Below are 23,657 nucleotides of genomic sequence, written 5' to 3'. Positions count from 1 at the left end.
AAGACGGCTCCCCCGCCCACCCTCTTCGCCGTTGGGTCCGACCGGCGAGCGCCCTCCCCCGGGGCGCCGGCACGGGCCAGCATTCCTTGGAGAACCAATGGGCCGATTCGTCGTGCGCCGTGTGCTGCAGGCGATCCCTGTACTCATAGGCGTCACGTTCCTCATCTACTGCCTGGTCTTCCTGCTGCCAGGCGACCCGATCAGGGCCCTGATGGGCGAGAAGCAGGACCCCCACCTCGCCTTGGTGCTGCGCGCGCGGTACCACCTCGACGACCCGCTGGTGGTGCAGTACTGGCACTACATCACCGGCGTCTTCCGAGGCGACCTGGGCACCACCTACACCGGCCGGTCGATCAGTGACATCGTCGCCCAGCGCTTCCCGGTGACGCTGAAGCTGGCGCTGACGGCGTTCGGCTTCGAGGCGGTCATCGGCATCCTCGCCGGTATCCTCTCGGCGCTGAAGCGCGGCCGGTTCGCGGACAACGTGGTCTTCATCGCCACGCTGTTCCTGATCTCGATCCCGGTGTTCGTGCTCGGCAACGTCCTCCAGCTCGAACTGGGCGTCAAGTTCAAGCTGACGCCGGTCGCGGGCATCGAGGACGGCTGGCCCGCCAGCTATGTGCTGCCCGGCCTGGTGCTGGCGGCCACCTCGATGGCGTACATCGCGCGGCTGACCCGGACCAGCATGATCGAGTCGGTCCGCTCGGACTACGTCCGTACCGCCATCGCCAAGGGCCTGCCGCGCCGCCGTGTCATCGGCATCCACGCGCTGCGCAACTCCCTCATCCCCGTCGTCACCTTCCTCGGCATGGACCTCGGTTCGCTGATGGGTGGCGCGATCATCACGGAGCGGGTCTTCAACCTCCCCGGTATCGGCGGTCAGTTGGCCCAGTCCGTCTCCCTGCGCGAGGGGCCCGTCGTCGTGGGCCTGGTCACCCTGCTCATCCTGATCTACCTGGTGGCCAACCTCGTCGTCGACGTCCTCTACGCCGTGCTCGACCCGAGGATCCGCTATGAGTGAACAGATCATCGAACGGCCCGTGCCCGCAGACGGCCCCACGGCCAAGGCGCCGGAGCCGGACGGCAAGCAGGAGCGCGTCGCCAGCCTCTGGCGCGACGGCTGGACCGACCTGCGCAAGCGGCCGATGTTCCTCATCTCGGCCTTCGTCATCCTGTGCCTGCTGGTGCTGGCCATCGCGCCCGGCATGTTCACCTCGCGGTCCCCGTTCAGCAACGGCTTCTGCGACCTGTCGAACTCGCTGACCGGCCCGGGCCACGGCCACTGGTTCGGCTACGACGTCCAGGGCTGCGACATCTACACCCGTACGGTGTGGGGCACCCGCAACTCGATCATCGTCGGTGTGGTCTCCACCATCCTGACGACGGCGATCGGTGGCGTCATCGGCATGCTGGCCGGTCTCACGGGCGGCTGGATCGACTCGCTGGTCTCCCGCTTCTCGGAGGTCTTCTACGCGCTGCCGATCCTCATCGGCGGTCTGCTGATCATGTCGATGGTCGGCAGCAGCAACGTGTGGACCGTCTCCATCGTGCTGTCCGTCCTCGGCTGGCCGCAGGTCTACCGGATCATGCGCGGTGAGGTCATCGGCAACAAGTACAACGACTACGTCGCCGCCGCCCGGGCGCTCGGCGCGGGCCAGATGCGGATCGCCTTCCGGCACATCCTGCCCAACACGCTCGCCCCGATCGTGGTCATCTCCACGATGAACCTGGGCGTCTACATCGCCACCGAGGCGGCGCTGTCCTACCTGGGCATCGGCGTCCAGTCCCCGAACATCTCCTGGGGCCTGATGATCAGTGACGCCCAGGACCGCTGGCTCACCTCACCGCACGCCCTGCTGTTCCCGGCCGGCGCGCTGAGTGTCACGGTGCTCGCGTTCATCATGCTCGGCGACGTGGTCCGCGACGCCTTCGACCCCAAGCTGCGCTGAGGAGGGCGTAACCCATGACCATCATCGAGGACGCCGCTCCCGCCTCCCGCGGTACCGGCGACGAGCAGACGCCGCTGCTCGAAGTGCGCGACCTGCACGTCGAGTTCCACACCCGGGAGGGTGTCGCCAAGGCGGTCAACGGCGTCAACTACACGGTCCGGCCCGGCGAGACGCTCGCCGTGCTCGGCGAGTCCGGGTCCGGCAAGTCGGTCACCGCACAGGCGATCATGGGCATCCTGGACATGCCGCCGGCACGCATCCCGCAGGGGGAGATCCTCTTCCGCGGGCAGGACATGCTGAAGATGTCCGGTGAGGAGCGCCGGAAGATCCGCGGCGCCGAGATCGCGATGATCTTCCAGGACGCGCTGTCCTCGCTCAACCCGGTGCTGACCGTCGGCTACCAGCTCGGCGAGATGTTCCGGGTGCACCGGGGCATGTCCCGCAAGGAGGCCAAGGCCAAGGCCATCGAGCTGATGGACCTGGTGAAGATCCCGGCCGCGGCGGCGCGGGTCAACGACTACCCGCACCAGTTCTCCGGCGGTATGCGCCAGCGCATCATGATCGCCATGGCGCTCGCCCTGGAGCCCGACCTGATCATCGCCGACGAGCCGACCACCGCGCTCGACGTGACGGTCCAGGCCCAGGTCATGGATCTGCTCGCGGAACTCAAGAACGAGTTCAACATGGGCCTGATCCTGATCACCCACGACCTCGGCGTGGTCGCCGACGTCGCGGACAAGATCGCCGTGATGTACGCGGGCCGGATCGTCGAGACCGCCCCGGTGCACGAGCTGTACAAGAACCCCGCCCACCCGTACACCCGGGGTCTGCTCGACTCGATCCCGCGCCTGGACCAGAAGGGCCAGGAGCTGTACGCGATCAAGGGTCTGCCGCCCAACCTGCTGCGGATCCCGGACGGCTGTGCCTTCAACCCGCGCTGCCCCAAGGCGCAGGATGTGTGCCGTACGGACGTCCCGAAGCTCACCCAGCTCACCGGCGACGAGGGCCGGGAACTGGTCGGCCGCCGCAGCGCGTGCCACTTCTGGAAGGAGACCCTCAATGGCTGAGCCCACGGCTCGGGACGCGGCCGAGACCCCGAACACCGCGCCGGTGGACAAGGTCGAGGCGTCCACCGAGGAAGCTGCCATCGCCGCCGTCGAGGCCCCGGTGGAGCGTGGGGAGCCGATCCTCCAGGTGCGCAACCTGGTGAAGCACTTCCCGCTCACCCAGGGGATCCTGTTCAAGCGCCAGATCGGCGCGGTCAAGGCGGTCGACGGTGTGTCCTTCGACCTCTACCAGGGCGAGACCCTGGGCATCGTCGGCGAGTCCGGCTGTGGCAAGTCCACGGTCGCCAAGCTGCTGATGAACCTCGAGAAGGCCACCGCCGGCGAGGTGTTCTACAAGGGACAGGACATCACCAGGCTGTCCGGCCGCGCCCTGAAGGCGGTGCGCCGGAACATCCAGATGGTGTTCCAGGACCCGTACACCTCGCTCAACCCGCGGATGACGGTCGGCGACATCATCGGCGAGCCCTACGAGATCCACCCCGAGGTGGCTCCGAAGGGCGACCGGCGCCGCAAGGTGCAGGAGCTGCTGGACGTCGTCGGCCTCAACCCCGAGCACATCAACCGCTACCCGCACCAGTTCTCCGGCGGTCAGCGCCAGCGCATCGGCATCGCCCGCGGCCTCGCGCTCAACCCCGAGATCATCATCTGCGACGAGCCGGTCTCCGCCCTGGACGTCTCCGTCCAGGCGCAGGTCATCAACCTGATGGAGCGACTGCAGGACGAGTTCAACCTGTCCTACATCTTCATCGCGCACGACCTGTCGATCGTCCGGCACATCTCGGACCGCGTGGGTGTGATGTACCTCGGCAAGATGGCCGAGATCGGCTCGGACGAGCAGATCTACGAACACCCGACGCACCCCTACACCCAGGCGCTGCTCTCCGCCGTCCCGGTCCCGGACCCGGAGGCCCGCGAGAACCGCGAGCGGATCATCCTCACCGGCGACGTCCCGTCCCCGGCCAACCCGCCGTCGGGCTGCCGCTTCCGCACCCGCTGCTGGAAGGCCCAGGACAAGTGCGCCGAGGAGATCCCGGTGCTCGCCGTGCCCGAGCGCTTCCAGGGCTCGGACTCCCCGGCGGCCCACGAGTCGGCCTGCCACTTCGCCGAGGAGAAGGACGTGGTCCACGCGGCCTGACGCCCCTCTCGCCGACGCCGGTTGCCGGCACCCTCCACCGTCCGAGGGTGCCGGCAACCGGCGTTTTCACCTGGGCGCCCGGCCCCGTGGGCGCGCCGTTCTCAGGTCGTCGCCCCGTCCGCCACCGAGGCCCGTGCCCAGTGGCAGGCCACCTGGGCCCGGGGGCCGGGGCCGAGGATCCCCGGGTCCTCGGTGCGGCACGCCCGGGCCACGCCCGTGCGTTCCGCCTCGCCGGCCGCGAGGACCGGACAGCGGGCGTGGAAGCGGCAGCCGGCGGGGATGCGGGCGGGGTCCGGCGGTTCGCCGGTCAGCACCACCGGTTCACCTCCGGCCTCCGGCAGGACCGACAACAGGGCCTGGGTGTAAGGGTGTTGTGGGGCGGTCAGGACCTGCTCGACCGAGCCGGTCTCCACGATCCGCCCCAGGTACATCACCGCCACCCGGTCGGCGATGTTCCACGCCAGCCCCAGATCGTGGGTCACGACCAGCGCCGCCAGCCCCAGGTCGGCGCGCAGCCGGAGCAGCAGGGCCAGGATCTCGCCACGTACCGAGGCGTCCAGGGAGGCCACCGGCTCGTCGGCGACCAGGAGTTCGGGCTCCAGCACCAGCGCACCCGCGATCACCACCCGCTGCCGCTGCCCGCCGGACAGCTCGTGCGGGTAGCGCAGGAAGAACCGCTCCGGAGGGCGCAGCCCGGCCCGGGACAGGGCCTCGGCGACCGCCACCCGTTCGTCCCCGCGGTGCCCGTGGATCCGCAGGCCCTCGGCCACCGCGTCGTACACCGTGTGCCGGGGGTTGAGGGAACCGGTGGGGTCCTGCAGCACCAGCTGGGCCCGCCGGCGGTACGACCGCAGGTCCCGCGTCGAGTACCGCAAGGGGCGCCCGGCGAAGGCCACCTGCCCCTGCGTCGGCCGCACCAGCCCCAGCAGCGCCCGGGCGAGGGTGGATTTGCCGCACCCCGACTCGCCCACCAGCGCCACGATCTCACCGGCCCGGATGTCGAGTTCGACCCCGTCGACCGCGCGGGCCGGCGCGCCCCCGTGCCGGCCGGGGAAGGCCACCTGCAGTCCGCGGGCGCTGAGCAGGGGCGGTACCTGCTGCCCGGAGTGCGTCATGGAGTGCTCCCTGCGTTCTCGGCGGTGCCCGCGGATCCCGTCGGCTCCGCGGCTTCCGCCGCCGGTGTGCCGACGCGCACGCATGCCGCCCGGTGCCCCGGGCCCGCCTCCCGCAGCGGCTGGTCCTGTGTCGCACAGACGGGCAGCGCCACCGGGCAGCGCGGATGGAAGGTGCAGCCCGGCGGCAGCGCGGCGGGATCGGGAGGGTCGCCGGGCAGACCTCGCGGAGCGAACCGGGAGGCGGGGTCGCCGATGCGCGGGAAGGCCTCCGACAGGGCCCTGGCGTAGGGATGCCGGGCGTCCTCGTACACCTCGCGCGCGGGGCCCTGCTCCACCACGCGGCCCGCGTACATCACCGCGAGCCGGTCGCAGGTGTCGGCCAGCACCGCCAGGTCATGGCTGATCATGATCAGGGCCAGGTCCTGTTCGGTGACGAGCCGGCGGATCAGCCGCAGGATCTGCGCCTGCACCATCACATCCAGCGCGGTCGTCGGCTCGTCCGCGATGATCAGCCGGGGTGCGCAGGCCAGCGCCATGGCGATCATCACCCGCTGCCGCTGGCCGCCGGACAGCTCGTGCGGGTACGCCGACGCCCGGGCCGCCGGCAGCCCGACCTGCTCCAGCAGTTCCCCGGCCCTGGTCCGCGCGGCGTCCGTACTCGCGCCGCCGTGCAGCAGGATCGGCTCGGCGATCTGGTCGCCGACCCGGTGCACCGGGTTGAGGGAGTGCATGGCCCCCTGGAAGACGATCGACGCGCCCGCCCAGCGGACCGCCCGCAGCCGTCCCCAGCGCATGCCCAGCACGTCCTCGCCGTCCAGCAGGATCTCCCCGCGGACATCGGTGCCGGCCGGCAGCAGCCGCAGCAGTGCCAGCGCCAGCGTGGACTTGCCGCAGCCCGACTCGCCGGCGATGCCCAGCGTCTGCCCGGCCTTGAGCCGCAGGTCCACCTCTCGTACGGCGGCCGCCCCGCCCGGATAGGTGACCTTCAGGTTCCGGACCTCCAGCAGTGTCAACGGGCCACCCCCAGCCTGGGATTGAGCACGGACTCCACGGCGCGTCCGCACAGGGTGAACGCCAGCGCCACACCCGCGACGGCGATGCCGGGCGGCGCCAGGTACCACCAGTCGCCGGAGCTGACCGCGCCCGTCTCGCGCGCGTCCTGGAGCAGTCCGCCCCAGGACACCACCGTCGGATCACCGAGCCCGAGGAAGGCGAGGGTCGCCTCGGCGAGGATGGAGGAGGAGACCATCAGGGTGGTCTGGGCGAGGATCAGCGGCAGCACGTTGGGCAGCACATGCCGGGTCATGACGTGCCAGTGCCCGCCGCCGAGTGCCTTGGCGCGTTCGATGTACGGCCGTGACTCCACCGCCAGGGTCTGGGCCCGGACCAGGCGTGCGGTGGTCGGCCAGGTCGTCACGCCGATCGCCAGGACCACCGTGCCCAGCGAACGGGACATGACGGTGGCGAGCGCGATGGCGAGCACCAGCGTCGGCATCACCAGGAACCAGTCGGTGACCCGCATCAGCACGGTCGCACAGGCGCCCTTGAAGTGGCCCGCGGTGATGCCGACCACGGCCCCGATCGCCACCGACAGCACCGCCGCCAGCAGCCCGACCAGCAGCGAGACCCGCGAACCCCACACCAGAAGGCCCAGCAGGTCCCGGCCGAACCGGTCCGTGCCCAGCAGGAACGCACCGCTCGGGCCCTGCAGCGGCTGTCCGGGCGCGCCGGTCACGCTCGCCACGTCCGAGCCGACCGTGAGCGGCGCGGTCAGCGCCAGCAGGGCGAACACGACGAGGGCGGCGAGCCCGACGAGGCCCGCGCGGTGGCCGCGGTACTGCCGCCAGAACCGGGCGGCGGCACGGCGCCTGCGCCGCCAGGCCAGTGCCCGGGCGCTCGGGCCCGCGGCCGCTTGCGTGGTCATGTCCGCCCCACCCTCGGGTCGAGCAGCGGATAGACCAGGTCGGCCAGGGTGTTCATGACGATCACCGCCGATGCGAAGAAGAGGAACAGGCCCTGCACGAGCGGCAGGTCGGGCACGCTGAGCGCCTGGTAGAACAGGCCGCCCAGGCCGGGCCAGGAGAACACCGTCTCGACCAGGATGACTCCCGCCACCGTCCGGCCCAGGTTGACGAACAGCAGCGTGACGGTGGGCAGCAGCGCGTTGGGCACGGCGTGCCGGCGCCGGACCAGGTCGTCGCGCAGGCCCTTGGCGCGCGCGGTCGTCAGGTAGTCGCTGTCCATCTCGTCGAGCAGCGCGGAGCGGGTGACCAGCAGGGTCTGTCCGTACTCGACCGCCACCAGCGTGAGCACGGGCAGCACGAGATGGTGGACGACGTCCACGACGTAGTCCAGGCCGTGCTTGCCGCCCGACTCCATGCCGCCGGTGGGGAAGAGGCCGGGGACCGGGCCCGCCCCCACCGCGAACACGATGATGAGGAGCAGCCCCAGCCAGAACGAGGGAACCGAGTACAGCGTCAGGGCCAGCCCGGTGTGGAACCGGTCGGCGAAGCGGCCCCGGTGCCAGGCGGCACGGGTGCCGAGGACCAGGCCGAGCGCGGTGTAGAGCACGAACGCGGTGCCGGTGAGCAGCAGGGTGTTCGGCAGCGCCTCGGTGATCTTGTCGATGACGGGGGCGTGGAACTGGTAGGACGTGCCCAGGTCGCCGGTGAGCACCTTGCCGCAGTAGTCCGTGAACTGCTCCCACAGCGGCAGGTCCAGCCCGAACTCCTTGCGGTATTCGGCCAGTTGCTGTGCCGAGATGGGCCGGCCCCCGGTCATCGTCTTCACCGGGTCGCCGGGGATCAGCCGGAACAGGAAGAAGCCGGTGACGAGCACGGCGAGCAGCGAGACGATCGCGCCGCCCGCCTTCACCGCCGCGTACCGCAGGTACGCGGCGGCACTGCCGTGCCTCTTCCCGCGTGCTGGACCGGCGGCCGGCAGCACCGCCTGGGCAGTGGGGTCCACCGGCTACTCGCGGTCGTCCGCGGTCGTGCGCCGCCGCCGCGCCACGAACACCCCGGCTCCGGCCAGGACCACCACGGCCCCCGCGGCGATCCCGAGGACGGCGCCGGTCGAGCCGCCGCCGGACGAGCCGCCGGAGTCCGCCGGGGTCGCGGACCACCAGCTCCAGTAGCCGTCCTGGCCGTAGATGTTGCCGGCGGCCTTCGGCATGGTCTCGATCGACTTGATCTGGTCGGTGCGATACGCCTCGACGGCGTTCGGGTACGCCATGACGTTCATGTACCCCAGGTCGTACAGCCGTGACTCCGCCTGCTTGACGAGTGCGGCCCGTTTGCCGGTGTCGTACTCGGCCAGCTGCCGCGCGTACACCTCGTCGTACGTCGGGTCGCAGATGAAGTTGTCGGTGGCGCCGGTGTCCTTGGGGGTCGCGGGCAGGGCCGCGCAGGTGTGGATGGAGAGGACGAAGTCCGGGTCCGGGTTGACGGACCAGCCGTCGAAGGCGAGGTCGTACTTGCCGGCGAGCCAGGGGTCGGTGACGTTGTCGAGGCAGTCGAGGCTCATGCCGATGCCGAGCTTGCCCCACCACTCCTTCAGGTACTGGCCCACCGCCTTGTCGTTGGGATCGGTGGCGTGGCACAGGACGCGGTAGTTCAGCGGCTTGCCGTTCTTGCCGACGCGTTTGCCGTCCGCGTTCTTCCGGTAACCGGCCTGGTCGAGGAGCTGGGCCGCCCTGGCCGGGTCGTAGCCGAGTTCCTGGCTCGCGGACGGCTGCCAGAAGTACGTCGAAAAGCGCGGCGGGATGTAGCCCCGGCCCTCGGCGGCGTGGCCCTGGAACACCTTGTCCACCAGGGTCTTGCGGTCGACGGCCATGAAGAGGGCGTGCCGTACCCGCTCGTCCAGCAGCGACGGGTCGCCGTCGCCGATCTTCTGGCCGTTCTTCGCCCGGGCGCCGGGGTTGGTGGCGAGGGCGTAGAAGCGGCGGCCGGGGGCGTCGTTGACCCGGATGTGCGGCTGGCCCTTGAGGGAGGCCGCCTGTGCGGGGGTGAGGGACGGGGAGCCCGCGACGAAGGACACCTCGCCCTTGCGCAGCGCGGCCACCGCCGCGTCCTGGTCCTTGTAGTACTTGAAGACGAGCTGGTCGAACTTGGGAGCCCCGCGCCAGAAGCTCTTGTCGGCCTTGAGCCGGACGTAGCTGTCGGCCTTGTAGTCGGTCAGGACGAACGGGCCGTCGCCGACGATCGGGAAGCTCTTGTCGTTGTTGAACTTGGCGAAGTCCGTGACGTTCTTCCAGATGTGCTCGGGAACGATCGGCACGTCCAGGGCGGTCATCGTGGCCTGCGGCTTCTTCAGCTGGATGACCAGCTGCGTGGGGCTCGGGGCCGTCACCTTGCGGAAGTTGGTGACGAAGTTGCCGTTCGCGGTGGCGGCGGCCGGATCGGTCATCAGCTTGTCGAAGGTCCAGGCCGCGTCCTGCGCGGTCACCTTCTGTCCGTCGGACCACCGCGCGTCGGAGCGGATGGTGTACGTCCAGGTCAGCTTGTCGGGGGAGTAGGACCAGCGGGTGGCCAGCCCCGGCACCGGGTGCCCGTCCCCGGGGTCGTAGTCCGTGAGGTACTCGTAGGTGAGGCGCAGGATGCTGGTGCTGACCAGGCGCACTGCCAGGAACGGGCTGAGGGAGTCGACGCTCTGGGCGACGGCGACGGTGAGGACCTTGTCGTTCGGTGCGGCCTGAGCCCGCTGGGGTGCGGGGCCGAGCGGGGTCGCGATGGCCGCGGCGAGCGTCAGCGCGAGGGCTCCGGCTGCGACGGCGGGCCGGCGCACGCGTGGTCGGGGGCTTTCCTGGGTGGAACCTCTCGTGCCGTGCTCATCTGGTGTGCTCATCAAGGGTGACCTCGCGTCATCGCTCGCACAGGGACGGCTTGTTCGGCTTCGGGACCGGGTTTCTCCTGGTGGCGCCAGTAGGGTGATGAGTGGTCTACCAGCGGCGGTCTGCGCGCGTCAACGGCGTGTGGATACCTTCGTGGCCTGCGGAAACGCCGAGTTGGCGGGCGAGATCGCCACTATTGGTCCAGACCGGTGAAGCGGTGCTGGTGGGGCGCTGGCGCCGGTTCAGCGGGCCTGCTCGGTGACGGTGAGGATCTCGGGGCTCTCCCGCGTCAGCGGCCCGCGCCCGAAATCGCCGTACTGCTCCGTCACGCGCAGCCCCGCCTCCGCGAGGAACGCCGACAGCGCGTCCGGGCCGAGGAAGCGCAGGGTGGAGCGGCTGACGCGCGGCGCGTCCCAGGGGGCGCCCGCGAACGTCTCGGTGAACGTCACCCGGTCCCCGGCCACGGGCTCCTCGACCTCGTGCCACACCCGGACGGGGCGCCCGTCGGCGTCGGCGACCTGGCGCACCCGCTCGGGCGTCCAGGTGGCCCAGGGCCGCACCGCCGGATTCCGGGTCTCGAACACGAATCGCCCGCCGGGTGCCAGGGCGGCCCGCACCGCGGCCAGGGCGTGCCGCAACTCCGCGTCGGACAGCAGCACTTGGAAGACATGGCCGGTCATCAGGACCAGGTCGTACTCGCCGCGCCAGGCACGCGAGCGCAGATCCCCCAGTACCCACTCGACCGCGGGAGCGCGCCGCCGGGCCTGGACGAGCATCGCGGCGGCGGGCTCCAGCCCGGTGAGCCGCCCGGGGTGGCCGTCCTCGTGAGCGCGTGTGAGCAACCGGCCCGTACCGCATCCGACATCGAGCACGTTCCGGGCGGACATCACCAGGTCGAGGTAGAAGGTGTCGCCCGTGTCCCAGGGGTTGAGCGCGTCGTACAGGCAGGCGAGGGACAGATCTGCGAACGAACGGTCAGCCACGCGCGGCAGTCTGCCACACGCTGTTGCAGGGCGAGAGGTGAACAACCGTCTTCTTGCCTTCTCCGGGCGGCGTTCGGCCGCGTCCGTACGGGTGGAGTGTTCCGTCCGTGGACGCCCCGAGATGCGCTTTACATCCTTTATGAGGATATTGGCCGGTATCGCATCAGTGATCGCGGAGGAGGCACGCCATGCGGGGAGTCACGCGCGCCCGGTGGGCCGTCTGCGCGATCGCCGCGGGTGTGCTGGCCGCCGGCTGCGGTGGCGGCGGCGGATACGGCGGTGCCGGGGTGCTGACCTCGTCCTGGGGCGACCCGCAGAACCCGCTCGAGCCCACCAACACCAACGAGGTGCAGGGCGGCAAGGTCCTCGACATGATCTTCCGGGGCCTGAAGAAGTACGACCCGAGGACCGGCAAGGCGCAGAACATGCTCGCCGAGCGCATCGACACCCCGGACTCACGGAACTTCACGATCACCGTCAAGAGCGGCTGGAGGTTCAGCAACGGCGAGCCGGTGACCGCCAGGTCCTTCGTGGACGCCTGGAACTACGGGGCGAGCCTGAGGAACAACCAGAAGAACGCGTACTTCTTCGGCTACATCGAGGGCTACGACAAGGTCCACCCCGACAGCGGCCCCCAGCGGGCCGGCACCCTCTCCGGGCTCCGGGTCACCGGCCCGAGGACCTTCACCGTCCGGCTGGCCCAGAAGTTCTCCAGCTTCCCCGACACCCTCGGCTACATGGCCTACGCCCCGCTCCCGCGCGCGTTCTTCACCGACCACGCGGCCTGGCTGAGCAAGCCGGTCGGCGACGGGCCCTACGAGATCGCGTCGTACACCAAGGGCTCCGCCATGACCCTGAGGAAGTGGGCCGGCTACCCCGGGCCCGACCCCGCGCGGAACGCCGGCGTCACGCTCCTCGTCTACACCGACAACAACACCGCCTACACCGACGTGCTGGCCGGCAACCTCGACCTGGTCGACGACGTGCCCGCCACCCAGCTCAAGAACGTCGGGACCGACCTGAACGGCCGCTACATCAACACCCCGGCCGGCATCCTGCAAACCCTGGCCTTCCCCTACTACGACCCGAAGTGGAACACGAGCGGGGCGCGGAAGGTCCGCACGGGCCTGTCCATGGCGATCAACCGCAAGCAGATCACCGGGACCATCTTCCGCGGCACCCGCACCCCGGCCACCGACTGGACCTCCCCGGTCCTCGGGGTGGCCGGCGGCTTCCAGGCCGGACTGTGCGGCCCCGCCTGCGACTACGACCCGGTGCGGGCCAAGAGGCTCATCCAGGAGGGCGGCGGGTTCCCCGGCGGCCAGCTCAAGATCGCCTACAACGCGGACTCGGGCTCGCACCGGCAATGGGTGGACGCCGTGTGCAACTCCGTCAACAACGCCCTGGGCGACGACAAGGCCTGCGTGGGCGATCCGGTCGGCACCTTCGCCGACTTCCGCAACCAGATCGGGCAGCACAAGATGACCGGCCCCTTCCGGGCCGGCTGGCAGATGGACTACCCGTTGATCCAGAACTTCCTGCAGCCCCTGTACTACACGAACGCCTCCTCCAACGACGGCAAGTGGTCGAACCAGCAGTTCGACCGGCTCGTGGACCGGGCCAACGCCGAGACCGCCCGGCCCCGGGCCGTCGCGCTCTTCCAGCAGGCCGAGAAGGTCGTCCGCGACAACATGGCGGCCATCCCGCTCTGGTACCAGAACGGCAGCGCCGGTTACTCCGCCCGGCTGTCCCACGTGGCGCTCAATCCCTTCAGCGTGCCGGTCTACAACGAGATCAAGGTCGGCTGAGCCGCATGGGGCGCTATGTCGTGCGGCGGCTGCTGCAGATGATCCCGGTGTTCGTGGGGTCGACGCTGCTGATCTTCCTGATGGTCAACGTGATGGGTGATCCGATCGCGGGCCTGTGCGGTGAGCGGGCGTGCGATCCGGCGACGGCCGCCCAGCTGAAGCGGGAGTTCGGCTTGGACAAGCCCATCTGGCAGCAGTACGCGACCTACATGGGCAACGTCTTCACCGGCGACTTCGGTACGGCGTTCAACGGGCAGAAGGTCACCGAGCTGATGTCGACGGCGTTCCCCGTCACGATCCGGCTGACCGTCGTGGCCATCCTCCTCGAGATCGTCATCGGGATCACGCTGGGCGTGGTGACGGGCCTGCGCCGCGGCCGGCCCGTCGACACCGGCGTCCTGCTCGGCACCCTGGTGGTCATCTCCGTGCCCACCTTCGTCACCGGTCTGCTGCTGCAGCTGCTGCTCGGCGTCCAGTGGGGCTGGATCAGGCCGTCCGTCTCACCGGCCGCCACGTTCGGCGAGCTGATCGTGCCGGGCCTGGTGCTGGCCTCCGTCTCGCTGGCCTACGTCACCCGGCTCACCCGCACCTCGATCGCCGAGAACAAGCGGTCCGACTACGTCCGCACGGCCATCGCCAAGGGCCTGCCGAGGCGCCGGGTCGTCGTACGGCACCTGCTGCGCAACTCGCTCATCCCCGTGGTCACCTTCATCGGCACCGACATCGGCGCGCTGATGGGCGGCGCGATCGTCACCGAGCGCATCTTCAACATCCACGGCGTCGGCTACCAGCTCTACCAGGGCATCCTGCGGCAGAACACCCAGACGGTCGTCGGCTTCGTGACGGTCCTCGTCCTGGTCTTCCTGGTCGCCAACCTCCTCGTCGACCTCCTGTACGCCGTGCTCGACCCGAGGATCCGCTATGCCTGAGCAGCCGTACGAACCCGAGCGCGCGATCGCCGGCACCGGCATGGGCGGCGCCATGGACCTCGCGGCGAGCGAGGCGACGACGCTGGAGCGAACCCCGGGCGGCCCGCAGGGCACGGGCCCCGCGGCGCCGCATCCTTCAGCCGGACGGGCCCGCTCGCTGTGGTCGGACGCCTGGCGGGACCTGCGCCGCAACCCGGTGTTCCTGCTCTCCGCCCTGGTCATCGTCTTCCTGGTCGTCATCTCCCTGTGGCCCTCGGCGATCGCCTCCGGCTCCCCCCTGACCTGCGACCTGGCCAAGGCCCAGGACGGCCCGGGACCGGGCGCCCCCTTCGGGTACGACGGCCAGGGCTGCAACGTCTACACACGCACCGTCTACGGCGCCCGTACGTCCGTCACGGTCGGCGTGCTGGCCACGCTGGGGGTGGCGGTCCTCGGCTCGGTCCTGGGCGGCCTGGCGGGCTACTTCGGCGGGGTGTGGGACGCGATCCTGTCCCGGATCACCGACATCTTCTTCGCGATCCCGGTGGTCCTCGGCGGTCTCGTCCTCCTCTCCGTGGTGACGAGCAACACGGTCTGGCCGGTGATCGGTTTCATGGTGCTGCTCGGCTGGCCGCAGGTCTCCCGGATCGCCCGCGGCTCGGTCATCACCGCCAAGCAGAACGACTACGTCCACGCCGCCCGCGCCCTCGGCGCCTCCGACAGCCGCATCCTGCTGCGCCACATCGCCCCCAACGCGGTGGCCCCCGTCATCGTCGTGGCGACGATCGCGCTCGGCACCTACATCGCCCTGGAGGCAACCCTGTCGTACCTCGGCGTGGGCCTCAAGCCCCCGAGCGTCTCCTGGGGAATCGACATCTCGGCCTCCTCCCCCTACGTCCGCAACGCCCCCCACGCCCTCCTGTGGCCCTCGGGCGCCCTCGCCGTCACGGTCCTGGCCTTCATCATGCTCGGCGACGCGGTCCGCGACGCCCTCGATCCGAAGCTGAGGTGAGGGCGGTGCTGCTCGAAGTCCGGGGGCTGCAGGTGGAGTTCCGGATGCGGGACGGGGTCGCCAAGGCCGTCAACGGGGTGAGCTACGAGGTCGAAGCCGGGGAGACGCTCGCCGTGCTCGGGGAGTCGGGGTCGGGCAAGTCGGTGACCGCCCAGGCCGTCATGGGGATCCTCGACATGCCGCCCGCAAGGATCACCGGGGGCGAGATCCTCTTCCAGGGGCGGGACCTGCTGAAGCTGAAGGAAGAGGAGCGGCGGAGGATCAGGGGCGCCGGGATGGCGATGATCTTCCAGGACGCCCTGTCCGCCCTCAACCCCGTCGTCTGCGTGGGGGACCAGCTGGGCGAGATGTTCGTCGTGCACCGGGGGATGTCGAAGAAGGACGCGCGGGCCAAGGCCGTCGAGCTGATGGAACGGGTGCGGATCCCGGCCGCCGCCCAGCGGGTGCGGGACTATCCCCACCAGTTCTCCGGCGGCATGCGCCAGCGCATCATGATCGCCATGGCGCTGGCCCTGGAGCCTGCGCTGATCATCGCCGACGAACCCACCACCGCCCTGGACGTCACCGTGCAGGCCCAGGTCATGGACCTGCTCGCGGAGTTGCAGCGCGAGTACCGCATGGGGCTCATCCTCATCACCCACGATCTGGGGGTGGTCGCCGACGTCGCCGACCGGATCGCCGTCATGTACGCGGGGCGGATCGTCGAGTCCGCACCCGTCCACGACATCTACAAGGCGCCCGCCCACCCCTACACCCGGGGCCTGCTCGACTCCATCCCGCGCCTGGACCAGAAGGGCCAGGAGCTGTACGCGATCAAGGGCCTGCCGCCGAACCTGACGAACATCCCGCCCGGCTGCGCCTTCCACCCCCGCTGCCCGATGGCCCGGGACGTCTGCCGTACGGACGTACCGCCGCTGTACGACGTGTCCGAACTGAGGGGCAGCGCCTGCCACTTCTGGAGGGAGTGCCTGCATGGCCCCGAGCAGTGAGCCGATCCTGGAGGTCAGTGGGCTGGTCAAGCACTACCCGCTCACCCGGGGCGTCCTCTTCAAGAAGCAGGTCGGTTCCGTGAAGGCCGTCGACGGCGTCGACTTCACCCTCGCCAGGGGCGAGACCCTCGGCATCGTCGGTGAGTCGGGCTGCGGCAAGTCCACGCTCGCCAGGATGCTGTGCCACCTGGAGCGCCCGACCGCCGGCACCATCCGGTTCAAGGGCGAGGACATCACCCGGCTGTCCGGCCGCGCCCTGAAGGCCGTACGCCGCAACATCCAGATGGTCTTCCAGGACCCGTACACCTCCCTCAACCCCCGGATGACGGTCGGCGACATCGTCGGGGAGCCGTACGACATCCACCCCGAGGTGGCGCCCAAGGGCGACCGGCGCCGCCGGGTGCGGGAACTGCTGGACGTGGTCGGCCTCGACCCGGAGTACATCAGCCGCTATCCGCACCAGTTCTCCGGCGGCCAGCGCCAGCGCATCGGCATCGCACGGGGGCTGGCGCTGCGCCCGGAGGTGATCGTCGCCGACGAGCCGGTGTCCGCGCTGGACGTCTCGGTCCAGGCCCAGGTGATCAACCTGCTGGACCGGCTGCAGTCGGAGTTCGACCTCTCCTACGTCTTCATCGCGCACGACCTGTCGATCGTGCGGCACATCTCCGACCGGGTCGGGGTCATGTACCTGGGCCGGATCGTGGAGACCGGCCGGGACACCGAGATCTACGACCACCCCACGCACCCCTACACCCAGGCGCTGCTCTCGGCGGTCCCGATGCCCGACCCCGAGGCCCGCGACCGGCGCGAGCGGATCATCCTCACCGGTGACGTGCCCTCGCCGGCCGACATCCCCTCCGGCTGCCGCTTCCGTACCCGCTGCTGGAAGGCCCAGCAGCGGTGCGTCGTGGAGGTCCCGGCGCTCGCGGTCCCCGCCGTCTTCCGCGGCACCGGCTCGCCGGCCGCGCACGACTCGGCCTGCCACTTCGCCGAGGAACGGCAGGCGGTCACGGCGGAGGGCGGGCAGGGCAACGGGCCCGCGTGACCGGCACGGCAGCGCGCGGGGACGACCGGACATGGCAGCGGGCCGGGACGACATGGCGCGTCCCGGCCCGCTTACGGCACCCGCACGGCCGTACGCTGATCAGGCTCCCGCGTCCGTATATCGGTGCGGCTTCCGCGAAGTTGCCTGCGTGTTAACGCAGTTGGCGGTCATTTTCCCTGGTGGGGCAGCGAACGCCGCAGGAAGTCCAGCTGGAGCCGCAGCAGGTTCTCGGCGACGGTCTCCTGCGGGGTCATGTGCGTGACCCCGGACAGCGGCAGGACCTCGTGCGGGTGGCCGGCGGCCAGCAGGGCGGAGGACAGCCGCAGGGAGTGGGCGACCACCACGTTGTCGTCGGCCAGCCCATGGATGATCATCATCGGGCGGTGCGGCCCGGCCGGGTCGACCAGGCCGGCGTCGTCCACCACCGAGTTGCGGCGGTAGACCTCCGGCCGCTCGCCCGGGTCCCCGAGATAGCGCTCCTGGTAGTGGGTGTCGTACAGCCTGAGGTCGGTGACCGGTGCCCCGACGATCGCCGCGTGGAAGACGTCCGGACGGCGCAGCGCCGCCAGCGCCGCCAGATATCCGCCGAACGACCAGCCCCGGATCGCCACCCGGTCCAGGTCCAGCGGGAACTGCCCGGCGAGCGCGTGCAGCGCGGCCACCTGGTCCTCGAGGGTGACGGCCGCGACCTCGTCCCGGATCGACTTCTCCCAGGCAGGCGAGCGCCCCGGGGTGCCCCGCCCGTCGGCGACGATCACCGCGAAGCCCTGGTCGGCGAACCACTGCGAGGTGAGATGGGCGTTGTGCGCGGCGACCACCCGCTGGCCGTGCGGACCGCCGTACGGGTCCAGCAGAACCGGCAGGGGAGTGTCCCCAGGGTAGTCACGCGGCATAAGCACGGCGCACGGAATTCGGCGTGCGCCCCCCTCGATCAGGGTCACCCGGGGCGACAAACCAGGATCTTCGGCGTACGACCGGACAGTGGCCACCGGATTTCCGTCACGCAGCACCTGCGCCCGGGTGCCCGGCCGCTCCAGGGTCGCGGACGTGAGCACCGTGACGTCCCCGGCCCGCACCGCCGAGTGCACCCCGGGCTCCTGGGACACGCGTTCCACGCCCAGTTCGTTCACGCGGTACACATGAACTTCGCCAATCTCGGCGGCCTCCGCCTCGTCGCCCGCCGAGGCGGAAACCAGTACGTCCCCCTCGCCCACGTCCAGCACCGCACGAATGTGCAACTGCCCGCTGGTCAGCGGACGTTCGCCGACCGCCAGCACCCGGGCGCCGCCCTCGTCCGCGATGCGGACAAGCTGCCCGGAGGGGCTCCAGCAGGGCACTCCAGGGAAAAGTTCCAGCCAAATCGGATCTTCATCGGCGTGCACCATCCGGGTGGCCCCCGTGTCCGGATCCACCGCCAGGAACAGCTGGCTGCGCTGGTCCCGCGCCTGCACCAGCAGCAGCGGTGCACCCGCCGCTGACCAGTGCACACGCGCCAGATACGGATAGCGGGCCCGGTCCCACGCGACCTCCGTGCGCGCCCCGTCGAGCCCCAGTACGAACAGATGCACGTCCGCGTTCGGGGTACCGGCCGCCGGGTAGGCGACGTTAACTGGCTCACGCTCCGGGTGGGCCGGATCCGCGATCCACCACCGCTTCACCGGCGTGTCGTCCACGCGCGCCACGAGCAGCCGGTCCCCGTCCGGCGCCCACCAGAAGCCCCGCGAACGCCCCATCTCCTCGGCCGCGATGAACTCCGCCAGGCCGTAGACGACGTTCTCCGACTCCGGTTCCGCGAGCGCCCGGTCCTGCTCCCCGCCGGCCCCCACGACCCGCAGCGCGCCCTGTGCGACGTAGGCGATGTGCCGGCCGTCGGGGGCGGGGCGCGGGTCGATCACCGGTCCCGGGACGCGCAGTTCGCGCGTCGTCCCGGCTCGCAGCTCGGCTGTGAAAAGCCGCCCTGACAAGGCGAAAGACGCCAACTCCACGGCTGCGTCGGTGGCGTAGCCGACGATCCCCGCACCGCCCTCCCGGCTGCGTTCGCGGCGCGCCCGCTCCTCGGCGGACAGCTCCTCCGAGGCACCGCCGAGAAGGGTGCGCGGATCGGCGGCCGGGCGCTCGGTGCCGTCCGGAAGGTCGAGAACCCAAAGGGAGTTGGCCCGGTCACTGCCGGAGCCGGAGCGGAGGAACGCGGCACGTGAACCGTCGGGCGCCACGGTGAACGAACGCGGCGCGCCGAGCGTGAACCGCTGTGTCCGGGCGTGCCGTCGGGGGAAGGAGTCAGCCTCGGTCGTCATACCCTGACCATATTGGCCATGCGCCCCCTTGTGCGGCCGTGCGCCGAGCGATGCGCGAGTACGGATAGTTATGATCACTACCGCTGTGTGGGTATGAACCTGCTGGCGTCTGCGTGGACTTGGTCAACTGATCCGGATCTGGCGACTTTTGGAGGTGAGCCGCCGTGGCACTCTCGATTTCGGCGGTGGTGCTGCTGGCGATCATCGTCTTCCTGCTGATCAAGAAGTCGGGACTGAAGGGCGGGCACGCGGTCGTCTGCATCCTGCTCGGCTTCTACCTCGCCTCCTCGACCGTCGCCCCGACGATCAGCCAGCTGACGACGAGCGTGGCGAGCATGATCAGCAGCGTCAAATTCTGACGGGCCGTGCCCCGGGGGGTGTGCGCGAACCCCGTCCGCGAGCGCAGGAACGCTGCTGCATACGTATACGCCGGTCCCGGCTGCCCACGGGGGCGCCCCGGCGGACCCCGCGACGCACATCGTGGCCGGGGAGCCGCGACGGCCCGGCGCCCTTGGGCGCGAAGGGCCAGGGTGCCTCGTAGGGTGGTCCCCATGACGGAACTGCCAGCCCGTCGTCTGCTGCTGGTGCACGCGCACCCGGACGACGAGTCGATCAACAACGGCGCGACCATGGCCAGGTACGCGGCCGAGGGTGCCCATGTGACGCTGGTCACCTGCACCCTCGGGGAGCGCGGTGAGGTCATTCCGCCGGAACTGCGGCATCTGACCGGGGCCGCGCTGGGCATGCACCGGCGCGACGAGCTGACCGCCGCCGTCCGCGCGCTCGGGGTGGCCGACGCCCGGCTGCTCGGCGGCGCCGGCCGTTACGGCGACTCCGGGATGATGGGTCTGCCCGACAACGAGGACCCCGGCTGCTTCTGGCAGGCCGACGTCGACGAGGCCGCCGGCCACCTGGCCGAGGTGATCCTGGAGGTCCGCCCCCAGGTCCTCGTGACGTACGACGACAACGGCGGCTACGGCCACCCGGACCACATCCAGGCCCACCGTGTCGCGATGCGCGCCGTCGAGCTGGCGGACGAGCGCGGGCACCGCATCGGCAAGGTCTACTGGAACCGCGTCCCGCGTTCCGTCGCCGAGGCCGCCTTCGAGCGCCTCCAGGACGAGCTGCCCGCACTGCCGTTCGACAAGGGTGCCTCCGTGGCCGACGTACCGGGCGTGGTGGACGACGAGCGGATCACCACCGCCGTCGACGGCACCATCCATGCCGCCGCCAAGGCCGCCGCGATGCGCGCCCACGTCACCCAGATCGACGTGGCCGAGCCGTACTTCGCGCTCTCCAACCACCTGGCCCAGCCGCTGTTCACCACCGAGTACTACGAACTGGTGCGCGGCACGGCCGAGAGCGGGGAGAGCGACCTGTTCGCGGGTGTCGAGGAGGCGGCGGTATGAGCGACAACCAGCCCGGCTCGCTGCTCGCCCAGCCGCTGCAACGGCCCTCGGCCGGGCGGATCGCCGCTTATGCCGGACTCTTCCTGCTGGGAGCCGTCGTCGGCTTCGCCGGGACGCTCGTCCAGGCCGCCTGGTTCCCCGGCGGGCTGCTCCTCGCGCTCGCGGGCGCGGCCGGGGCGTTCCTCGGCGGGGCCCGCGCCACCGGCGGCCGCGGCGGAGCCGTCGCGCCCGTGGCCGGCTGGATCATCGCCGTCGTCCTGCTCACCACCTCGCGCCCCGAAGGGGACTTCCTGTTCGGTGCCGGAGGAGGTTCCTACCTCTTCCTGCTGGGCGGCATGGTCCTCGCTGTGATCTGCGCCACCCTCGGTGCGGGACGGCAACCTCACGGCGCTCCCGCCCGACTTGGGAAGTGACGTACCACTTCGCCGTGCGGCGCACGTGCGAGTCCGGTGTGGGTTTCCTCAGCGGTCATGGGATAAGCGCCAGAAGTGGCCAGTATGGTGGTGCGCGCCGCCGAGCCGCCCGAGCAGTCAGGTCGTAACGGGCGGCGGAGCCAACTGGGAGAACCTGCCTTGAGTCGTGAAACTGACACTCCGTCCTCCGGGCCCAACGGGCGCGGCGGAGCCGCATACCCCTCCGGCACGCCGCCCTACGGGACCCCCATGGCTACCGACGACGGTACGGCAGCGGGCCGTTCGGGCATGCAGCCGGAGGAGAAGAAGACCGAGACCACGCTGACGACCCGGATCCGGATCAACATCCCCGGGTCCCGGCCCATTCCGCCGGTCGTCGTGCGCAAGCCCGTCGGGGACACCGAGGGCGCCGGGGACGAGGCGCCCGCCGCCGACACCCGGCCCGCGCCCGAGCGGCCGGCCGCCCCCGAGGCCTCCGCCGCGCCCGGAGCCCCGGCCGACGAGAAGCCCAGCGACTGGTTCGCGCCCCGCAAGTCCTCCGCCCCCAAGGGCGGACCGGGCGGCGGCGGCACGAACGGGGCCGGAGTCCAGGGCGGTTCCACCGCGGCCGGCGCCGCCACCGGCGTGCCGGGCGCCCGTCCGGGTGGTCCTGGAGCGTCCGGTAAGTCCGGTACCACCGGCGCACGCTCCGGCGGCGGCCGTCCCGGCGGTGTGGTCGGCTCCATGAGCGTCCCGGGCGCCTCCCGCTCCGGCACCGGCAACGCCAAGAACCTGCCCGGCGCCACCGGCGGCCCGGTCGCCCCCGGACACGGCGGCGGCACCGGCTCCTTCGACGTCACCGAGGCCCTGAACGCGGGCCCCCTGGGCCCCGGCACCCGCCCCGGCCCCTCGGCCGCCGAGCCACGCCGGGACGACCTGCCGTACTTCTCGGAGACCGGCAGCCAGGACGGCCCCGGCGGCGGGCCGTCCGGCGCGAACGGCCGGAGCGGCTACGGCACTCCGGGCACGCCCGGCACGAACGGCCAGGGCGGCTACGGCGGTCCCGGCGCGGCGGGCGGCCACGACGCCTTCGGCGCGGGCGCGACGGGCGCGAGCGGGCCCGGCGGTCCGGGCGGCCCCAGCGGTTTCAACGGCCCCCGCGGGCACGGCGGCCCCGGCGGTCCGCAGGGACCGGCCGGCCCCACCGGCGGCCCCGTCACCGGCGACAGCCCCCTCGCCCCCTCGGCCGGCGGCCCCGGCCCGGACTCGGGCGACCCCTTCGGCAACCCGGCCGGCGTCTTCAACGCCCCCGGCGGCCCGGGCACCACGCCCCCGCGCAGCGCCCTCGCCGACCTGGCCGACCTCGAAGGTCCCGCGGCCCCCGGCGCTCCCGCGGGCGGCGCCACCGGCCTCGGTCCCGGCGGCGGGCTGAGCGACGACACGGCGGTCCTCACCCCGCAGAAGCCGGCCCCCGGACCGGGCACACCCGGCTACCGCCCCGACAACGTCTCCGGACACACCGTCACCAGTGGCATCCCGGTCGTCCCGGGCGCCGGCAAGTCCCCGTTCCCCGGCCCCGGATCCGGCGGCCCGGCCGCGCAGGCCCCGGCCAAGCCGGAGCCGGCCGCGCCCAAGGCGAAGGCCGCGCCGAAGAAGAAGGGCCGCAGCAAGCTGGTGCTGCTCGGGGCCGGCGTGGTCGTCGTCGCGGGCGGTGCCTACTGCGCCGGACTGCTGATGAACCGCACCGACGTCCCCAAGGGCACCACGGTCCTCGGCGTCGACATCGGCGGCGGCACCCGCGACGACGCCGTCAAGAAGCTGGACGACTCCTTCGGCGGCCGGGTGAACAAGGCGCTGAAGCTGTCCGTCGGCGGGCAGACGGTCACCCTCACCCCGGAGAACGCGGGCCTGCAGTTCGACTTCCAGGCCACCGTGAGCAAGGCCGCGACCAGCGACTACAACCCGGCCCACGTCATCGGCTCGCTCTTCGGCCAGAAGCGGGTGATCGAGCCGGAGATGCCGGTCGACGAGGAGAAGCTCCAGGCCGCCCTCGCGCAGGCCGGCGGCGGCTCCGGCTCGGTCGTCGAGGGCGGCATCGACTTCAAGGCCGGCCAGGCCGTCGCCGTCTACGGCAAGGCGGGCAAGGCCATCGACGCGGGCCAGTCGACCCAGGCGGTCGAGCAGGCCTACCGCACGCTCGTGGAGACGGGCACGGCGACCGCGGTCACCGTCCCGACGACCACCAAGCAGCCGACGGTGTCGAACGCCGAGGTCGACCGCGAGATGAAGGCGTTCGCGCAGCCGGCCATGTCGGGCAAGGTGACGGTGGAGGCGGGCGCCGGGCACGTGGTCCTGATGAGCCCGGAGAAGTCGCTCTGGAAGTTCCTCAAGGTGGTGCCCGTGGGCGGCAAGCTCGTCGACAAGCCCGACCTGAACGTCCTGAAGCAGCTCTACGGCGGGGCCTTCAACGGCGTGCTCATCACCCGCGGCAACGGCAGCAAGACGCCCGTCACCCCGCAGGACGTCTACGGCGCCCTCCGGCAGGCGCTGATGAGCAAGACCAACCGGGTCGCGGTCATCTCCACCAACCCGAACTAGCCGCACGGCACATGGGGGGCGCCCGCCGGGCGCCCCCTTCGCCGTGTCTGTCACCCGATCCGCATGACATCTGTCATCCGGCTCTCAGGACCGCCGACACTGCCGGCCCCGGCGCCGCTCGG

The 23,657-nt window shown here is 71.2% G+C and carries 20 protein-coding genes; 13 read left to right on the top strand and 7 right to left on the bottom strand.

Annotation, left to right across the window (positions count from 1 at the left end):
* The first annotated feature begins 97 nt into the window (after positions 1-97).
* From A6P39_RS16855 to A6P39_RS16840, 4 genes are read left to right on the top strand one after another with little or no spacing between them, the layout of a single operon-like run.
* Positions 98-1,021, top strand: a complete 924-nt coding sequence (locus A6P39_RS16855; RefSeq protein WP_067046953.1) for an ABC transporter permease — start codon at positions 98-100, stop codon at positions 1,019-1,021.
* Positions 1,014-1,949 (top strand): ABC transporter permease, encoded by a 936-nt coding sequence (locus tag A6P39_RS16850; RefSeq protein ID WP_067046950.1) that lies wholly within the window; start codon positions 1,014-1,016, stop codon positions 1,947-1,949. Before A6P39_RS16855 ends, A6P39_RS16850 begins: the two co-directional genes overlap by 8 nt.
* A 14-nt stretch (positions 1,950-1,963) precedes the next feature.
* Complete coding sequence (locus A6P39_RS16845) at positions 1,964-3,016, top strand: ABC transporter ATP-binding protein (RefSeq protein WP_067046947.1); 1,053 nt, start codon at positions 1,964-1,966, stop codon at positions 3,014-3,016.
* Positions 3,009-4,151 (top strand): ABC transporter ATP-binding protein, encoded by a 1,143-nt coding sequence (locus A6P39_RS16840; protein WP_067046944.1) that lies wholly within the window; start codon positions 3,009-3,011, stop codon positions 4,149-4,151. Before A6P39_RS16845 ends, A6P39_RS16840 begins: the two co-directional genes overlap by 8 nt.
* A 101-nt stretch (positions 4,152-4,252) precedes the next feature.
* Here A6P39_RS16840 and A6P39_RS16835 read toward each other — a convergent pair whose 3' ends face one another.
* From A6P39_RS16835 to A6P39_RS16810, 6 genes are all read right to left on the bottom strand, one after another.
* Positions 4,253-5,266 (bottom strand): ABC transporter ATP-binding protein, encoded by a 1,014-nt coding sequence (locus A6P39_RS16835; RefSeq protein WP_067046941.1) that lies wholly within the window; start codon positions 5,264-5,266, stop codon positions 4,253-4,255.
* Positions 5,263-6,279, bottom strand: a complete 1,017-nt coding sequence (locus tag A6P39_RS16830; protein ID WP_067046938.1) for an ABC transporter ATP-binding protein — start codon at positions 6,277-6,279, stop codon at positions 5,263-5,265. The genes A6P39_RS16835 and A6P39_RS16830 overlap by 4 nt, the downstream gene beginning before the upstream one ends.
* Positions 6,276-7,190 carry an ABC transporter permease gene (locus A6P39_RS16825; RefSeq protein WP_067046935.1) on the bottom strand — a complete coding sequence of 305 codons (915 nt, stop codon included), beginning with the start codon at positions 7,188-7,190 and terminating at the stop codon, positions 6,276-6,278. Before A6P39_RS16825 ends, A6P39_RS16830 begins: the two co-directional genes overlap by 4 nt.
* Complete coding sequence (locus tag A6P39_RS16820; protein WP_107304368.1) at positions 7,187-8,212, bottom strand: ABC transporter permease; 1,026 nt, start codon at positions 8,210-8,212, stop codon at positions 7,187-7,189. The genes A6P39_RS16825 and A6P39_RS16820 overlap by 4 nt, the downstream gene beginning before the upstream one ends.
* A gap of 24 nt (positions 8,213-8,236) precedes the next feature.
* A complete protein-coding gene (locus A6P39_RS16815) occupies positions 8,237-10,111 on the bottom strand; it encodes an ABC transporter substrate-binding protein (protein ID WP_067046930.1) in 1,875 nt (624 codons plus the stop codon).
* Positions 10,112-10,339: 228 nt separating this feature from the next.
* Positions 10,340-11,080, bottom strand: a complete 741-nt coding sequence (locus A6P39_RS16810; RefSeq protein ID WP_067046928.1) for a class I SAM-dependent methyltransferase — start codon at positions 11,078-11,080, stop codon at positions 10,340-10,342.
* 188 nt (positions 11,081-11,268) lie between these two features.
* Between A6P39_RS16810 and A6P39_RS16805 the strand changes: the two genes are divergently transcribed.
* The 5 genes from A6P39_RS16805 to A6P39_RS16785 are packed head-to-tail and all read left to right on the top strand — an operon-like array spanning position 11,269 to position 16,842.
* On the top strand, positions 11,269-12,888 hold the full coding sequence (locus A6P39_RS16805) for a peptide ABC transporter substrate-binding protein (protein WP_067046925.1): 1,620 nt from the start codon (positions 11,269-11,271) through the stop codon (positions 12,886-12,888).
* A 5-nt stretch (positions 12,889-12,893) separates the two neighbouring features.
* Complete coding sequence (locus A6P39_RS16800) at positions 12,894-13,817, top strand: ABC transporter permease (protein ID WP_067046923.1); 924 nt, start codon at positions 12,894-12,896, stop codon at positions 13,815-13,817.
* On the top strand, positions 13,810-14,808 hold the full coding sequence (locus tag A6P39_RS16795; RefSeq protein ID WP_067046919.1) for an ABC transporter permease: 999 nt from the start codon (positions 13,810-13,812) through the stop codon (positions 14,806-14,808). Before A6P39_RS16800 ends, A6P39_RS16795 begins: the two co-directional genes overlap by 8 nt.
* 5 nt (positions 14,809-14,813) lie before the next feature.
* Positions 14,814-15,797, top strand: a complete 984-nt coding sequence (locus tag A6P39_RS16790) for an ABC transporter ATP-binding protein (RefSeq protein WP_067046916.1) — start codon at positions 14,814-14,816, stop codon at positions 15,795-15,797.
* The gene (locus A6P39_RS16785) at positions 15,781-16,842 is read left to right on the top strand and encodes an ABC transporter ATP-binding protein (protein WP_275883865.1); all 1,062 of its coding nucleotides are present in this window, start codon (positions 15,781-15,783) and stop codon (positions 16,840-16,842) included. The genes A6P39_RS16790 and A6P39_RS16785 overlap by 17 nt, the downstream gene beginning before the upstream one ends.
* A gap of 167 nt (positions 16,843-17,009) precedes the next feature.
* On the opposite strand, the gene A6P39_RS16780 is transcribed toward A6P39_RS16785, so the two are convergent.
* Complete coding sequence (locus tag A6P39_RS16780; protein ID WP_067038762.1) at positions 17,010-19,136, bottom strand: S9 family peptidase; 2,127 nt, start codon at positions 19,134-19,136, stop codon at positions 17,010-17,012.
* Positions 19,137-19,300: 164 nt separating this feature from the next.
* Here A6P39_RS16780 and A6P39_RS16775 point away from each other — a divergent pair, with 164 nt between their 5' ends.
* The 4 genes from A6P39_RS16775 (at position 19,301) to A6P39_RS16760 (ending at position 23,535) form a co-directional block, all read left to right on the top strand.
* The gene (locus tag A6P39_RS16775) at positions 19,301-19,495 is read left to right on the top strand and encodes a hypothetical protein (protein WP_067038760.1); all 195 of its coding nucleotides are present in this window, start codon (positions 19,301-19,303) and stop codon (positions 19,493-19,495) included.
* A 192-nt stretch (positions 19,496-19,687) separates the two neighbouring features.
* On the top strand, positions 19,688-20,545 hold the full coding sequence (gene mshB, locus A6P39_RS16770) for an N-acetyl-1-D-myo-inositol-2-amino-2-deoxy-alpha-D-glucopyranoside deacetylase (protein ID WP_067038758.1): 858 nt from the start codon (positions 19,688-19,690) through the stop codon (positions 20,543-20,545).
* Positions 20,542-20,958, top strand: a complete 417-nt coding sequence (locus tag A6P39_RS16765; protein WP_067038756.1) for a DUF6113 family protein — start codon at positions 20,542-20,544, stop codon at positions 20,956-20,958. Before mshB ends, A6P39_RS16765 begins: the two co-directional genes overlap by 4 nt.
* A gap of 159 nt (positions 20,959-21,117) precedes the next feature.
* Positions 21,118-23,535: a hypothetical protein gene (locus A6P39_RS16760; RefSeq protein ID WP_067038754.1), complete on the top strand. Its 2,418-nt coding sequence runs from the start codon at positions 21,118-21,120 to the stop codon at positions 23,533-23,535.
* The last annotated feature ends 122 nt before the right edge of the window (positions 23,536-23,657 follow it).

It is taken from the genome of Streptomyces sp. FXJ1.172 (assembly GCF_001636945.3).
Classification (GTDB): domain Bacteria; phylum Actinomycetota; class Actinomycetes; order Streptomycetales; family Streptomycetaceae; genus Streptomyces.
This window is presented reverse-complemented; position numbering and strand designations above follow the sequence as displayed.